Annotated in this window: 14 protein-coding genes; 6 read left to right on the forward strand and 8 right to left on the reverse strand. The window is 66.6% G+C overall.

Annotation, left to right across the window (positions count from 1 at the left end; translation table 11 throughout):
• Positions 1 to 16: 16 nt before the first annotated feature.
• A complete protein-coding gene (locus tag C0J29_RS06355; protein ID WP_120791799.1) occupies positions 17 to 910 on the reverse strand; it encodes a TauD/TfdA dioxygenase family protein in 894 nt (297 codons plus the stop codon).
• 65 nt (positions 911 to 975) lie between these two features.
• Positions 976 to 1,872, reverse strand: coding sequence for a TauD/TfdA dioxygenase family protein (locus C0J29_RS06360; RefSeq protein WP_120791800.1), 897 nt, complete (start codon positions 1,870 to 1,872; stop codon positions 976 to 978).
• 60 nt (positions 1,873 to 1,932) lie between these two features.
• Between C0J29_RS06360 and C0J29_RS06365 the strand changes: the two genes are divergently transcribed.
• Entirely contained in the window at positions 1,933 to 2,502 is a 570-nt protein-coding gene (locus tag C0J29_RS06365) for a TetR/AcrR family transcriptional regulator (RefSeq protein ID WP_082977799.1), read from the forward strand.
• 93 nt (positions 2,503 to 2,595) lie between these two features.
• Entirely contained in the window at positions 2,596 to 3,228 is a 633-nt protein-coding gene (locus tag C0J29_RS06370) for a C39 family peptidase (RefSeq protein WP_133447892.1), read from the forward strand.
• A 20-nt stretch (positions 3,229 to 3,248) separates the two neighbouring features.
• Here C0J29_RS06370 and C0J29_RS06375 read toward each other — a convergent pair whose 3' ends face one another.
• The 4 genes from C0J29_RS06375 to C0J29_RS06390 form a co-directional block, all read right to left on the reverse strand.
• On the reverse strand, positions 3,249 to 5,624 hold the full coding sequence (locus C0J29_RS06375; RefSeq protein ID WP_120791802.1) for a glycoside hydrolase family 65 protein: 2,376 nt from the start codon (positions 5,622 to 5,624) through the stop codon (positions 3,249 to 3,251).
• The gene (locus C0J29_RS06380) at positions 5,621 to 6,397 is read right to left on the reverse strand and encodes a beta-phosphoglucomutase family hydrolase (RefSeq protein WP_120791803.1); all 777 of its coding nucleotides are present in this window, start codon (positions 6,395 to 6,397) and stop codon (positions 5,621 to 5,623) included. Before C0J29_RS06380 ends, C0J29_RS06375 begins: the two co-directional genes overlap by 4 nt.
• Positions 6,398 to 6,477: 80 nt before the next feature.
• Positions 6,478 to 6,876: a cold shock domain-containing protein gene (locus tag C0J29_RS06385; RefSeq protein ID WP_065043252.1), complete on the reverse strand. Its 399-nt coding sequence runs from the start codon at positions 6,874 to 6,876 to the stop codon at positions 6,478 to 6,480.
• A gap of 78 nt (positions 6,877 to 6,954) precedes the next feature.
• On the reverse strand, positions 6,955 to 7,362 hold the full coding sequence (locus C0J29_RS06390; RefSeq protein ID WP_120791804.1) for a nuclear transport factor 2 family protein: 408 nt from the start codon (positions 7,360 to 7,362) through the stop codon (positions 6,955 to 6,957).
• 51 nt (positions 7,363 to 7,413) lie between these two features.
• Here C0J29_RS06390 and C0J29_RS06395 point away from each other — a divergent pair, with 51 nt between their 5' ends.
• The gene (locus tag C0J29_RS06395; RefSeq protein WP_120791805.1) at positions 7,414 to 8,109 is read left to right on the forward strand and encodes a TetR/AcrR family transcriptional regulator; all 696 of its coding nucleotides are present in this window, start codon (positions 7,414 to 7,416) and stop codon (positions 8,107 to 8,109) included.
• On the opposite strand, the gene C0J29_RS06400 is transcribed toward C0J29_RS06395, so the two are convergent.
• Positions 8,023 to 9,891 (reverse strand): PPE family protein, encoded by a 1,869-nt coding sequence (locus C0J29_RS06400; protein ID WP_120794593.1) that lies wholly within the window; start codon positions 9,889 to 9,891, stop codon positions 8,023 to 8,025. The two genes, C0J29_RS06395 and C0J29_RS06400, sit on opposite strands and share 87 nt — an antisense overlap.
• Positions 9,892 to 10,017: 126 nt before the next feature.
• Here C0J29_RS06400 and guaA point away from each other — a divergent pair, with 126 nt between their 5' ends.
• The gene (gene guaA / locus C0J29_RS06405; RefSeq protein ID WP_082977808.1) at positions 10,018 to 11,571 is read left to right on the forward strand and encodes a glutamine-hydrolyzing GMP synthase; all 1,554 of its coding nucleotides are present in this window, start codon (positions 10,018 to 10,020) and stop codon (positions 11,569 to 11,571) included.
• Positions 11,572 to 11,626: 55 nt separating this feature from the next.
• Positions 11,627 to 12,553 (forward strand): phytanoyl-CoA dioxygenase family protein, encoded by a 927-nt coding sequence (locus tag C0J29_RS06410; protein WP_120791806.1) that lies wholly within the window; start codon positions 11,627 to 11,629, stop codon positions 12,551 to 12,553.
• A gap of 3 nt (positions 12,554 to 12,556) precedes the next feature.
• Here C0J29_RS06410 and C0J29_RS06415 read toward each other — a convergent pair whose 3' ends face one another.
• Positions 12,557 to 13,168 carry a hypothetical protein gene (locus C0J29_RS06415; protein WP_242460366.1) on the reverse strand — a complete coding sequence of 204 codons (612 nt, stop codon included), beginning with the start codon at positions 13,166 to 13,168 and terminating at the stop codon, positions 12,557 to 12,559.
• A 128-nt stretch (positions 13,169 to 13,296) separates the two neighbouring features.
• On the opposite strand from C0J29_RS06415, the gene C0J29_RS06420 reads away from it, so the two are divergent.
• Entirely contained in the window at positions 13,297 to 13,926 is a 630-nt protein-coding gene (locus tag C0J29_RS06420; protein ID WP_120791807.1) for a hypothetical protein, read from the forward strand.
• Positions 13,927 to 13,931 lie beyond the last annotated feature (5 nt).

Genomic DNA, 13,931 nt, shown 5'->3' on the forward strand with positions numbered 1-13,931 from the left:
GCCGTCAGCTCACCCGTCAGCTGACTAGAGCCAGCGGCGCCCCGCTGACCACCCGGCTGCGTTGTCCGTGCACGTCCACGGGCACGTCGCCCATCAGCGTGACCCGGTTCATCAGCCGGTACTGGTCGTCGTAGTCGTCGACGGCTCGGTGCTGGGTGGCCCGGTTGTCCCAGATGGCCACGTCACCGGGCTGCCAGTTCCATCGGATGGTGTTCTCCGGCAGGGTGATTCGGTTCTGCAGCAACTCGAACAGCGCGCTGGATTCCCGGCTGTCCAGGCCGATAAGGCCCCGCACGAAGTCACCGGCGACCAGGGTTCGTTCGCCTGTCTCGGGGTGGACCCGCACCACCGGATGCTCGGTCTGGAAGTCGGTCTTCTCGAAGGCCTGCCGGAACGCGCGCTGCAGGTCGGTCATCTGCTGGAGCTCGCTCTGGACGTAGTCGTAGCGGTTGGTGTGCAGCGCCCACAGATTGTCGGCCAGACACTTCAGTGGTTCGGGCAACTCGGCGTAGGCCGTCGCGGTGTTGGCCCACAGCGTCGAACCGCCGTAACTGGGCAGCGTGACCGCCCGCAGGATCGAGGCGGCCGGGTAGTTGGCGGCAAACGTGACGTCGGTGTGCCAGCGGTTGGCCTTGCCGAACTCGGAGTTGATCGGGGTGATGACCGGGGCGTCCGGTGCCAGCGAGGCGGCGGCCGGGTGGCCGATCGGAGTGCCGAGCAGCCCGGCGAACGCGAGCTGCTCCCGGTCGTCGAGGTGATGCTGATCGCGGAAGAAGATCACCTTGTGGGTCAACAGCGCGGCGCGGATCTGCTCCACGACCGCGGGGGAGAGGTCTCCGCCCAGGCGAACGCCGTTGATCTCCGCGCCGATGCGGCTGCCCAGTTTCTGGACTGCTATCAGGTTTGTCATCGCTGTTCCTTTACGGAAGAGGGGTGTAGTCAGCTGACTACATAACAGCGAGTGTAGTCAGTTGACTACGCCACGGCAAGGGGGGCGCCGCTGATCACCCGACTGCGCTCACCGCGGGCGTTGACCGGCACGTCGCCGAGCAGCGTGACGCGGTGCATGAGCCGGTGCTGGTTGTCGTAGTCGTCGACCGCGCGATGCTGGGTGGCGCGGTTGTCCCAGATGGCCACGTCGCCCGGCTCCCAACTCCAGCGAATTGTGTTCTCCGGCTGAGTTATTCGACGCTGCAACAGTTCGAAGAGGACGTCGGAGTCATGCGGGTCCAGTCCGGCGAAGCTGCGCACGAAGTTGCCGAGCAGCAGGGTGTTTTCGCCGGTCTCCGGGTGCACCCGCAGCACCGGATGTTCGGTGCGGAAGTCCGGCTGCTGAAACCCGGTAACCATGGCCCGCTGGGCGTCGGTCAGCGATTCCAGGTCGGCCTCGCTGACCGCGTAGTCGAACTTGTTGGTGTGCAGCCCCCACAGGTTCTCGACGAGATCCTTGAGCGGCCCGGGCAGGCCGTCGTAGGCGGCAGCGGTGTTCGCCCACAGGGTGGTACCGCCGTAAGCGGGAAGGGTGACCGCGCGCAGGATCGAGGCCGCCGGCGGGTTGGCGGCGAACGTCATGTCGGTGTGCCAGGCCGTGGCCTTACCCCACTCGGAGTTGATCGGCGTGATGATCGGGCCCTTGGCGCCGAACGCTGCCGCGGCCGGGTGGCCGACCGGGGTGCCCAACAGTTCGGCGAACGCCAGTTGTCCGTCGTCGTCGAGGTGGTGCTGGCCGCGGAAGAAGATGACCTTGTGGGTCAGCAACGCCTGGTGGATTTCATCGACGGCGCCCTGGTCCAGGTCGCCGCCCAGGTGCACCCCGTCGAGGCGGGCGCCGATCCGGCTGCTCAGCTTGGTGACGGTAACCGCTTGTGTCATCTTCAGTCCCTTTTCCGGCGATCTGGTGTAGTCAGGTGACTACCACGTTAACGTAGACGTGTGACTACACGGACGGCAAGCGTTTCGCGCGGCGCGATTCCCACCGGTCGGGAAGAGGTGGCCGCCGCGGTGCTGCAGGCGGCCGCCGACCTGTTCGCCGAGCGCGGACCCGCCGCAACCTCGATCCGTGACATCGCCGCTCGATCAAAGGTGAACCACGGCTTGGTTTTTCGGCACTTCGGCACGAAGGAGAAACTGGTCGGCGCGGTGCTCGACCACCTGAGTGCGGCCACCACCGGGGCGCGGCAGCGCGGTGCCCCGGAGGCGGAGGTGGAGCAAGCCGTGGAACGGCACATGCGGGTGATCGCCCGCACGCTGCTGGACGGCTATCCGGTCGGGCAGCTGCAGACGCAGTTTCCCGGCATGGCGCAGCTGCTCGAGGCGGTGCGCCCGCAATTTCCCGATGATCGCAGTGCGCGGCTGGCGGTGGCCAATGCGGCTGCCCTGCAATTCGGTTGGCGGCTTTTCGAGCCGTTCCTGCGGGCGTCGACCGGGCTGGACGACCTGACGGACGACGAGCTGCGGCAGTCCGTGATGGCCGAGTTGGCCCGCATGGTCCAACCGCACTGAGTCGCCGCTGAGCCCTGCGCCGCCTGCGGCGCAAGAATTCCGCAGGGATTTCCCAAAGATCTGGTGAGCGATTCGTCCGAAACTTTGCTCATGATGACTAAGGCAGCAAAGCACTTCGGGTTCGCGGGCGCGCTGGCAACGCTGGCCACCGCATCGCTGATCGCCTATCCCTCTGTGGCGCAGGCCAATCCGGGCGGCGATGGCGCCCGGATGTATGGCAACCCCGCAGCGGCAGCACCATTCTGGCGCCGCCAGCACGACAACATGGCCTGCGCTGAGGTCGCGGTGGCCGATGTGGTCGGTGAGATCACCGGCAACGAGCCAACCGAGGACGAGGTCAAGGCGGTGGCCGCGAACACCCCGAACTCGGCTGGGACCGGACCGATCTTCAACGGCAACGGCACCGACCCTTGGGACGTAGCGGTTCTGTTGGGGCACTATGGAATTCCGAGCGTCCGGGGCCAGTTCACCATTGGGACGCTGGCACCGGAGTTGGGTGCCGGCCGCAAAGTGCTCGCCGCGGTCAACGGCGAGACGCTGTGGAATCAGCCCGGCGACCATGCCCACGAAGACCACTTCGTCGTCGTCACCGGCATCGACACCGGGGCCGGTGTCGTGCATCTCAACGACAGCGGCGTGGATTACGGCCGAGACGAGGTCGTTCCTTTCGCCGTCTTCGAAGCGTCGTGGGCCACCAGCAGCCACTTTGCCGTCATAGCCAAGTAACCCCGAAGCCCGCCCCCGAGCTACGTCGCCGGCGCCATCCTGGCCAGGCTGCGGCGGTGCAACGGCTCGCGGCCCGGCGGCTGCGGCGGCGGCGGCAGCAGTGCCTCCCGCGGACGCACCGCGATGGTCGTGGGCTCCTCGGTGCTCAACGTGAGTTCCTCGCCGGCGTGCTGGATGACCAGCTCGCCACCGGGACCGTCGCGCAAGGTGTACATGACGTTCTCGTGGTCGGCGTCCACCGTCACGCGAAAACCGCGCCAGCGCAACCGGAATCGCAACCGGGAGATCCCGTCGGGCAGCTGTGGGTCGATGGACAGCACACCCTCGTCGTCGCGGAGTCCGCCGAAGCCGCCGACCAGCGCCGTCCACGCCCCGGCCAGCGAGGCCATATGCAGACCGTCGCGGGTGTTGCGGTGCAGATCGCGCAGGTCGATCAGCGCGGCTTCGTAGGCGTAGTCGTGAGCCAGCTCCAGGTGGCCGACCTCGGCGCACATCACCGCCTGGGTGCAGGCCGACAGCGAGGAATCGCGGACCGTGCGCCGTTCGTAGTAGTCGACGTTGCGCGCTTTCTGTTCGGCCGTGAATTCGTGGCTCTGCCACTGCATGGCCAGCACCAGATCGGCCTGCTTGATCACCTGCGCCGGGTAGAGCCGCACATACGCCTCGTGCATCAGCAGCGGGTAGGTGGCGTTGGTCTGGAAGTCCCATTCGGCGAAAGTGGTGAATCCTTCGCACTGTTGGTGGACGCCCAACTCCTCGTCGTAGGGGATGTGGGCGGCGCCGGCCGCGTCGCGCCACGCGGCCATCTCTTCGGTGGTGACGCCGAGCGCTCCGGCTTTGTCGGGATGGCGCTTGGCCGCGTCGGCGGCGATACGCAGGTTGTTGGCCGCCATCAGGTTGGTGAAGACGTTGTCGCGGACGATCGCGGTGTACTCGTCCGGGCCGGTCACCCCGTCCAGGTGCCACACACCGTGCCGGTCGTGGTGCCCCAGAGACATCCACAGCCGCGCGGTCTCGATCAGCACCGGCAGACCGCACTCCTCCTCCAGGGATTCGTCGCCGGTGACGAGGCGGTAGCGCTCGAACGCCATCGCGATGTCGGCGTTGATGTGCCAGCCCGCGGTGCCGGCCGGCCAGTATGCCGAGCACTCCTGACCACGGATGGTGCGCCACGGGAACGCCGCACCGTCCAGGCCCAATTCGGCCGCCCGCTCCTTGGCCAGGTCCAGCGTCGAGGCGCGCCAGCGCAGGGCGTCGGCCACCGCGTGCGGCACCGTGTAGGTAAGCACCGGCAGCACGAATCCCTCGGTGTCCCAGAAGGCGTGGCCGTCGTAGCCGGTCCCGGTGAGGCCCTTGCTGGGGATGGCGCGACGCTCGGCGCGGGCGCTGGCCTGCAGCAGGTGGAACATCCCGAACCGCACCGCCTGTTGGCTTTCCGGGTCGCCCTCGACTTCGACGTCGGCCGCGTCCCAGAACAGGTCCAGGTAGGCGCGCTGCCCGTCGAGCAGACCCTGCCAGCCGCTGTAGCGGGCGCTGGACAGCGCCGCGGCGGCCTGGTCCCGCAGCCCCGGGCGGGACCGCAGGCTGGACCAGCCGTAAGCGAGGTACTTGACGATGCGCAATTTCTGCCCGGGCCGCAGACCGCAGATCACGGTGGTGCGCGCGAGGTCGGCGCGGACGTCGGTGCTGATCTCGCACCGGCCCGGAACCTCGACCTCGTGGTCCATCGCAGCGGCCATCATCAGCGCGCTGCTGCGGGTGCGGTGCATGAGAAGCGCTCTGCCCTCGGTGATTTCGTGATCGACGGCCTCCAGCGGGTTCTCCAGGATGGCCGATACCCGGGGGTCGTCGGAGGTCTGCGGCTGGTCCTCGTTGGTGACCAGCTCGGACTGCACGGTGACCCGGGAGAAATCGTCGATGGCTTCGACCACGTACTCGATGGCGGCGACGCTGCGGTGCACCAGCGACACCAGCCGGGTGGATGTCACCTTGACCTGTTTGCCGGTGGGGGAGCGCCAATGTGCGCACCGAGTCAGCGTTCCGGCGCGCAGGTCCAGAATTCGCTCGTGGTCCAGCAGTTCGCCGTAGCGGACGTCGAACGGCTCGTCGTCGACCATCAGCCGGATGATCTTTCCGTTGGTGACGTCGACGACGGTCTGCCCGGCTTCGGGGTATCCGTAACCGGCTTCGGCGTACGGCAGCGGCCGGATCTCGTAGAAGGAGTTCAGATAGGTGCCCGGTAGACCGTAGGGTTCGCCCTCGTCGAGGTTGCCGCGTAATCCTATGTGCCCGTTGGACAATGCGAACAATGACTCCGACTGGGCCAGCAGGTTCAAATTGAGACGGGTCTCGCGGATCTGCCACGGCTCAACCGGAAACGCTTCCTCAGAAATCATGTTGTGTCCCCGTCATCGTCATCGCGGTCATCGAGCAGTTCGGCGAGATCGCTCACCACCACGTCGGCGCCATTGTCGCGCAATTCCTCCGCTTGACCCACCCGGTCTACTCCCACCACGAGTCCGAAGTTACCGGCCCGGCCGGCCTGCACGCCGGAGATTGCGTCCTCGAATACCGCGGCGGCGTCCGCCTCGACATCGAGCAGTTGCGCACCGCGCAGGTACGAGTCGGGCGCCGGCTTGCCGGCGATGTCCTCTTCGCGCAGCGTCACACCGTCCACCCGCTGCTGCACGAACCGGTCCAAGCCGGTGATTTCGAGGACGTCGCGGGTGTTGGCACTCGAGGAGACGACCGCGATCTTGAGACCGGCCTCCTTGACGGCCTCCAGGTAGCGGCGCGACCCGTCGAACACCTTGACCCCGTCTTTGTGCAGAACCGCTTGGAACGCATCGTTTTTCCGGGTGCCCAGGCCGTGGACGGTCTCGGCGTCGGCGGGATCGTCGGGGCCGCCGTCGGGCAGTTCGATGTGCCGGCTCTCCAGGAAGGACCGGACGCCGTCCTCGCGTTTCTTGCCGTCGACGTACTGGCGGTAGTCGGAGTCGGCGTCGAAGGGGACGAACTCGTCACCCGACTGCTCGGCGCGCTGCTTCAGAAAGGCGTCGAACATCTCCTTCCAAGCCTTGGTGTGCACGCTCGCGGTGTCGGTGAGCACACCGTCGAGGTCGAACAGGCAGGCGCGCACTTTCTCTGGCAGACCGAGCGCAGATACCACTGGCACAACCCCGCTTCCATGTAGTTGGCGATGTAGTTGGCAACACCCCTCCACATGCCCGGTGAGGCGCCGGCGGCAAACTATGAATCTATTAAGCCGTGTTTGCGTGCCACCTCTTCAAAGCTGCTCCGCACCGCGAGGATCTGCTGAGCATTCAGTGCTGGAGTTATGTGCAATAGCTTCTCGGTAATTGTCTGCCGGAATTCTTCGGGCGAAAGCACGTCGAAATATTCGTCACCGGCCACCGACGGATCGTCGTCAACGGGCCCGGAACTGTTCGACAAACGCACCTCCCGTGCGAATTTCCCTCGATTTCCCTCGTCAATCTCGAAAGACACCTGAGCGCCGCGCACGGCCCGGTTTTTCTCCACTTCCAGGTCATTTACGTGCAAGAACACGTCTTCGCCACCGATATCGGGGGTTATGAACCCATATCCGCGCACCCCGTCAAACCGCACAATTCTGCCCGTGACCCGCACCCTTATAACCCCTGATCGATCCGTCGCCTACTCCGGGAATCATACCGCCGGGCACCGGTCCGATGATCCGGGAGCGATTCAGGTTCCGGCGGCGGTCAGCAACTGCAATGGCGACCGGTCGAAGTACACATCATTTCGCGCCAGTCGGTCACCGTGGGCCAGTGCCAGGTCCATGCCGTCGATTTCGACCCAGGTGTCAGGGCCGGCGTCGGCGCCGGTGCGGCGGAACGTGGCGCGCCACAGGACGGCGGCGCCATCTTCCTCACGCAACGGATACGCCTCGCGCAAGGTCCAGTGCATCTGCCAGCGGTCGAACAGCTTCGTCAGATAGCGCGACATCGCGTCGGCGCCCTCGACGAAGCCGCGGGTGTTGGGATCGCGATAGCGGACGTCATCGGTGTAACAGTCGACGACGCGCTTGACCTCCTGGGTGTTCCAGGCTCCGAGCAGCCGTTCGGCCAGGGCGGCGGCGCGTTGGTGGTCCATGATTACCTCCTAGAGCAATGCTCCAATAGTATAGAGTGATACGCTAGCAGTGTGGCCGCCACTCGTACAGCCCTCCGTACCGGCGCCGACCGCCGGTCGGCGATCATCGAAGCGGCGCTGAATCGGTTTCTCGCGCAGGGCATCAGCGCGACGTCACTGCGGCAGATTCAGCGCGACGCGCACGCCAGCAACGGCAGTCTCTTCCACCACTTCCCCAGCAAGGAATCGCTTGCGGGCGCGGTATACGTCGACTGCGTGACGACCTACCAGCAGGATTTCCTGACCGAGCTCGCCCGGCACGCCGACGCGGAGACGGGCGTGCGGGCCATGGTGGCGATGCATCTGCGTTGGTGTACCGGTCACCCGGAGATGGCGCGATTCCTCATCACGATGACCGAGCCGGCGGTCCTCGAGACGGCGGCGATCGAGCTGAAGGAGCTCAACGAGTGCTTCGCGAGCGCACTGCAGGCGTGGTGGCGTCCGCACGCCCACTACGGGACGTTGCGCCCGCTGGGACCCGCGCACAGTCAGGCGCTCTGGCTGGGTCCGGCTCAGGAGTTGGTACGTGCCTGGCTGCTGGGTGTGCTGGCCGATCCACCGAACGCCGAGGATGCGACGGTGCTCGCCGAGGCCGCGTGGCTCTGCCTGCGCGCCAACGGTTTACAGCAGGCCGGCGACATCGCCGACCACCGACTTGGCCGCGCCGTAGTAGGCGTAGGCGAGGAAGAAGCTCAGGAACGTCAGTAATCCGGTGTCGGCAGCGATGGGATAGCCGATCGCGTTGATGAGGCCCGCCGGATCTCCCTCGACGGCCTGCCTGATGCCGTCCAGGAACAGGTTCACGTCGTAGGACGGTAGCGAGACAGCAATGGCTGTCAACGTATCCATTGTCGGCAGCAGGGTGGAGTAAGCCGATGCCGCGGCATGCGTGGCGGCGGTGGTGATGGTGGTGTTCGCCGTCTGCAAGCTCTGGATGAATCCGTCAACCGACGGCGGTGCGAACGCCGGCAGGGTGAGATGTGGGACGCCTGTGGACTGTAGACTCGGCAGTGACGGTGGGTGCCATGAGCTGAGATCGGCGGCGGCGGCGTTGACGCCCTGCTGCGTTCCGCTGACCAGGTGGTTGACGACGGTCACCGGGCTGACGTCCGGGAACAGCCCGAACGGCGTGGGGACGTTGGCGGGCGCCGTGGAATACCCGTAGTCGGGGTCGCCGTAGCCCAGGTTCACGATCACCTTGAGGTCGGGCTGAATGAGATCGGCGATCGTATTGCCCAACAACGACGTTCGCAACGGCTCGAGCAGCGGCAGATTATGCGTGGGGATCATGTAGTAGGTCGTCATGGTCGGTCCCTCGGTGGGCAGTTGGACGGCCGTGGCGACCTGATCCGCCGTGAGGGTGGGATACAGCGGGTGGACGTACAGCGCGCCGAGCATGGCGTTGGCGTCGGCCACCAGGTTGAGGGGGTACCGCGGGAAGTCGGCGAAGCCGTCGTATTCGATCGTGTACATGACGGTCGGGTAGTCATTGGCCGGCGTGGACCCCGGGAACGACTTGCCCAGGCTCGGCAGGGTCAGGCCGTCGAAGCGTGAATACAAGCCCCCGTTGGGGTTCATCGGGTTTCCGACCAGCGAGAAGCTCACCGCATCGCTTGGCACTCCGGCGGCTTTGAGATTCGCCATCTCCAGTGACGCGATCCCAGCGCCCTGCGAGAAACCCTGCACGACAACGGTATTCCCCGATGTCAGCTGCGCATGGATCGCGTTGTCGAGAATCGTGAGCCCCTGGGCCCAGGATGCGTCCTCGGTCAGGGTCTTGATTCCGGTGATCCAATACGACTGCGCGGGTGTCAGCAGCGCCTGGGCGCCGGTCACGGTGAAGGCCGGGAAATTCGGTGTGACGTAATTGGCCAGCACGGAGTTCACGTAGTTCTGCGACGGCAACGGGTATCCACTGCCGCCGATGACCAGGGTGACGTTGGACGCAGCCGCCGGCGCCGCCGTCGCAAGGGCGGGCAGCGTGGGCCAGGGCGTGAGCCCAGTGACCGCGGCCGCAGCGCCGGCGTAGTAGTCGGACATGGCGGCCACATCCTGGGCCCACATTCGCTCGTACTCGGCCTCGGTGGCCGCGATCGCCGGTGCGTTGAACCCCAATATGTTCGACGCCACCAGCGAAGCCAACTGCGTCCGGTTGCCCGCCAGCGCCCCGAGCGGGACGGCGGCGGCAAGCGCCGCGTCGTAGGCGGCGGCCGCGGCCGTTGCGTGACGTGCGGCTCGGGCGGCGTGCGACGCCGCTGCCCTCAGCCAGCAGGTATGCGAGAGCGCCAGCGTGGCCATCGCGGTCGCCGAGGACCCCTGCCAGGCCGATCCAGAAAGGTCCGACACCACCGATGAGAACGCCTGCGCGGTGGCAGCTAAGTCCTCGCCCAGACCCTCCCAAGCCGATGCCGCGGCCAGGAGAGAGCTCGATCCCGGCCCGGCGGCGATCCGTGCGGAAGTGACCTCCGGCGGCGAAACCAGGAAATCCACCGCAACCACCTGCCCTCCGAAATGTCAACTTAAGTGGACGATTGGAGCGACTATAGGAGCGGTCGTCGATTCCGTCAACCTAGGTTGACAACCGCGCGGTCCGTCACATGGCTAAACTCGGTGCCCGTGGAATCAGCCTCGCCGCGGCCCGTGTTGGTGGTCGACTTCGGTGCTCAGTACGCCCAGTTGATCGCCCGCCGGATCCGCGAAGCGCGGGTGTTCTCGGAGGTCATTCCGCACACCACGTCTGTCGAGGAGATCCGGGCCCGTAACCCGTTGGCGCTGGTGTTGTCGGGAGGACCGGCCAGCGTCTACACCGATGGCGCGCCGCAGCTGGATCCGGCGTTGTTCGACCTGGGCCTGCCGGTGTTCGGCATCTGCTACGGGTTCCAGGCCATGGCCCAGGCGCTCGGCGGCACCGTCGCACACACCGGCACCAGTGAGTACGGCCGCACTGAATTGAAAGTCCTTGGCGGTGAACTGCATTCGGACCTTCCGGGGGTGCAGCCAGTGTGGATGAGCCACGGCGACGCGGTGACCGCGGCGCCGGAGGGATTCCAGGTGGTGGCCAGCAGTGCGGGGGCGGCGGTAGCCGCGTTCGAAGCTCGGGAACGTGGCCTGGCCGGTGTCCAGTACCACCCCGAGGTGATGCACACCCCGCACGGACAACAGGTGCTCAGCCGGTTTCTGCACGAGTTCGCCGGGATCGGCGCGGAGTGGACGCCGGCCAACATCGCCAGCGCGCTGATCGAGCAGGTGCGTGAGCAGATCGGCGCTGGGCAGGCGATCTGCGGCCTGTCCGGGGGAGTCGACTCGGCAGTGGCCGCCGCGTTGGTGCAGCGCGCCATCGGTGACCGGTTGACCTGTGTCTTCGTCGACCACGGGCTGTTGCGTGCCGGCGAACGCGCGCAGGTGGAGCGCGATTTCGTCGCGGCCACCGGAGCCAATCTGGTCACGGTCGACGCCGCGCAGACCTTCCTCGAGGCGCTCTCGGGTGTCAGCAACCCCGAAGGCAAGCGCAAGATCATCGGCCGGCAGTTCATCCGGGCGTTCGAGGGCGCGGTGCGGGATGTGTTGCACGGCAGCGAGATTGACTTCCTGGTACAGGGGACGCTGTATCCGGACGTGGTGGAGTCCGGTGGCGGCAGCGGCACCGCCAACATCAAGAGCCACCACAACGTCGGGGGCCTGCCCGACGACCTGAAGTTCAAACTCGTCGAACCGCTGCGGCTGCTGTTCAAAGATGAGGTGCGTGCCGTCGGCCGGGAGCTCGGCCTGCCGGAGGAAATCGTTGCGCGCCAACCTTTCCCGGGACCCGGCCTGGGCATCAGAATCGTCGGAGAGGTCACCGCCGCGCGCCTGGACACCTTGCGGCGCGCGGACCTCATCGCGCGCGAAGAGTTGACTGCGGCAGGTCTGGACAACCAGATCTGGCAGTGCCCGGTGGTGCTGCTGGCCGACGTCCGTTCGGTGGGTGTGCAGGGCGACGGGCGTACCTACGGCCATCCGATCGTGTTGCGCCCGGTCTCCAGCGAGGACGCCATGACCGCCGACTGGACCCGGGTGCCCTACGAGGTGCTGGAGCGCATCTCGACCCGCATCACCAACGAGGTCCGCGAGGTGAACCGGGTGGTGCTGGACGTCACCAGCAAACCGCCCGGCACCATCGAGTGGGAATAGCCGCGGCCTGATCTGATCAACCCCCACAGCGCCTGCGCTGGGATACGATAACGCGATGATCGGGAGCCTTTCCGCTGTTCAGGCGGAGCGTCGCGAATTCTGGGGCGAGCTGTGCCCGGGGATGTCGATCGAAGCCGGCGGCTATCCCAGACCGGCCGCGGTCGGGGAGATCGACCCGCTGCTGGCCAATTTGAAGCGCGAGGGTTATGTCCAGGTATCCGACGCCCTGTCGGAAGCGGCCATCGCACCGATCCGCTACGCCGTGTCGACGCTGTTCCAGCGCGGCATCCCGCTGGCGTTCGCGTTCGTCTACGACGAGTTATGGCTTGCGTTTCAAGGTCTTTCGCGCTTCCTGACATCCGTGCTGGGTGACGGTTATCAGGCGCTGCCCGACTTCTGGGTCTGGCACGTCAACCCCAACGAGAACGCGCTGGGCTGGGGTCCGCACCGCGATCGGGTGATCCCGACCCTCGATGCCGACAACTCGCCCCACACGCTGACGGTCTGGCTGCCGTTCACTGACGCCACTCCGCTCAACGGGTGCATGTACATGCTGCCCGCGCACCTCGACGACCGGTTCCGGCAACGCCGGTGGGACGGCGAGAACAACACCGTCGTGTACAACCCGCAGGACATCCGGGCGTTGCCGGCGACGGCCGGTTCGTTGCTGGCCTGGAATCAGGCGGTGCTGCACTGGGGCGGGCGCGGCAGCCGGCTGGGGTCAGCACCCCGGATCAGCGCCGCCTTCGAGTTCCAGCGCGGCGACCGCCCGCCGTTCAACAATCCGCTGCTCGATCCCGCCCGGATGCCGACCTTCCAGGAGCGGCTTGGGCTGATCGGCAAGCAGGTGCTGCAATATCGCCACATGTACCCGCTCAGCGATGAGGTTGGCGCGATCGCCACCTCGCTTTTCCAGCGGTTCATGCCGGGAGTTCCGATCCCGACCCCGTTTCCGGTGCCGACCGGGGTCGCGGCCAACTAGCCGCTACCGGACGATTTCGCGGTCGCCGAACGCGACGTCAGCGGTGGCCCAGTCACCCCCGGATGCCTCGACCAGACGGCGGGCGATGTCCATATCGCCGTTGCCCGCTACCAGGATCAGCGTGGGTTCTGCTGCGCTGACCGAACCGCCCAGTAGTCGGTGGCGTGCATCCTCGTCAGCGGTGAACGCGTCGCGGAAGCGTGCGAATTCGATGCCGGGCACCGTGATGAGGGCCGCTTGCGGGTCGCGCACAGTCTCGGTCGGGTAGTCGAAGGTCAGCACCGCTTGTTGGTCGAACTGACGGCGCAGCGCCTCGGCGGCGGCGTGCAGGGTGGGTTCGTCGGCAACGCACAGGTGAAACTGGCGGGATCGTTCGGTGCTGACCTGCTGCCGCTCCTCGGACCAGAACACCCCGTCCAGGAGAACCGAACCCGTGGCGGGTGCCCTGTTGAGCGCGAGCGTGGCGTCGGCCTGAATCTCGAACAGTTGGAGTTGGCCGGGTTCCGGGGAGTCGCGGTTGTCGCTGGCGAACAGTTCCGCCGGGTGGCAGGAGGCTGGTTCGGCGTTTGCTGACCCAGGCGCCACAGCAGTGCCACCGGCTATCAGCAGCCACACCAGTACCAGGGTCCTGTGGCGGCCGTGAAACGGGCGTCCCGACCCGCGCCTTGACGCTGTCGGGGGGTGGGTGTTTACTCGAATCGAATCGAACATACTTTCGAAAAAATCTGTTTGGGAGGCTGGTCATGACCGCGGCTTTTGCCTCCGATCTGCGCCAGGAAAACCGGGTTGAGCAGCTTAAACAGCTGCGTCAGAAGATCGCCGCGATATCGGGGAAGGATACCGCCCCCGCTGAAGACCTGGTGTCGTCGGGTCCGGCGCTGCTGCCGCCCGGGACGGTGGCGGTGCTGTCGGGGGCACGGTCGCTGGTGCTGCGCATGGTGGCCGCGGTGACGGCCGGAGGGGGCAATGCGGTAATCGTCGGACAACCGGATATCGGGTTGCTGGCTGCCGTGGAAATGGGGGCGGACCTGAGCCGGATCGCGGTGATACCGGATCCGGGAAACGATCCGGTGGAGGTTGCCGCGGTGCTCATCGACGGTATGGATCTGGTGGTCCTCGGCCTGGGGGGCCGGCGGGTGACGCGGACCCGGGCACGGGCGGTGGTGGCCCGCGCCCGTCAGAAAGGGTGCACGGTGCTGGTCACCGACGGCGACTGGGAAGGAGCGTCGACACGGCTGGAGGCCCGGGTTTGCGGCTATGAACTGACTCCGTCTTTCGGGGGCGGGACGCCCCCGGGGGTCGGGCGCATCAGCGGGGTCCGGCTTCAGATCAGCCGGTGCGGACGGTCGATCGATCGAGCGCGAACCGGCTGATCGTG

This window comes from Mycobacterium paragordonae, from assembly GCF_003614435.1.
Lineage (GTDB): Bacteria > Actinomycetota > Actinomycetes > Mycobacteriales > Mycobacteriaceae > Mycobacterium > Mycobacterium paragordonae.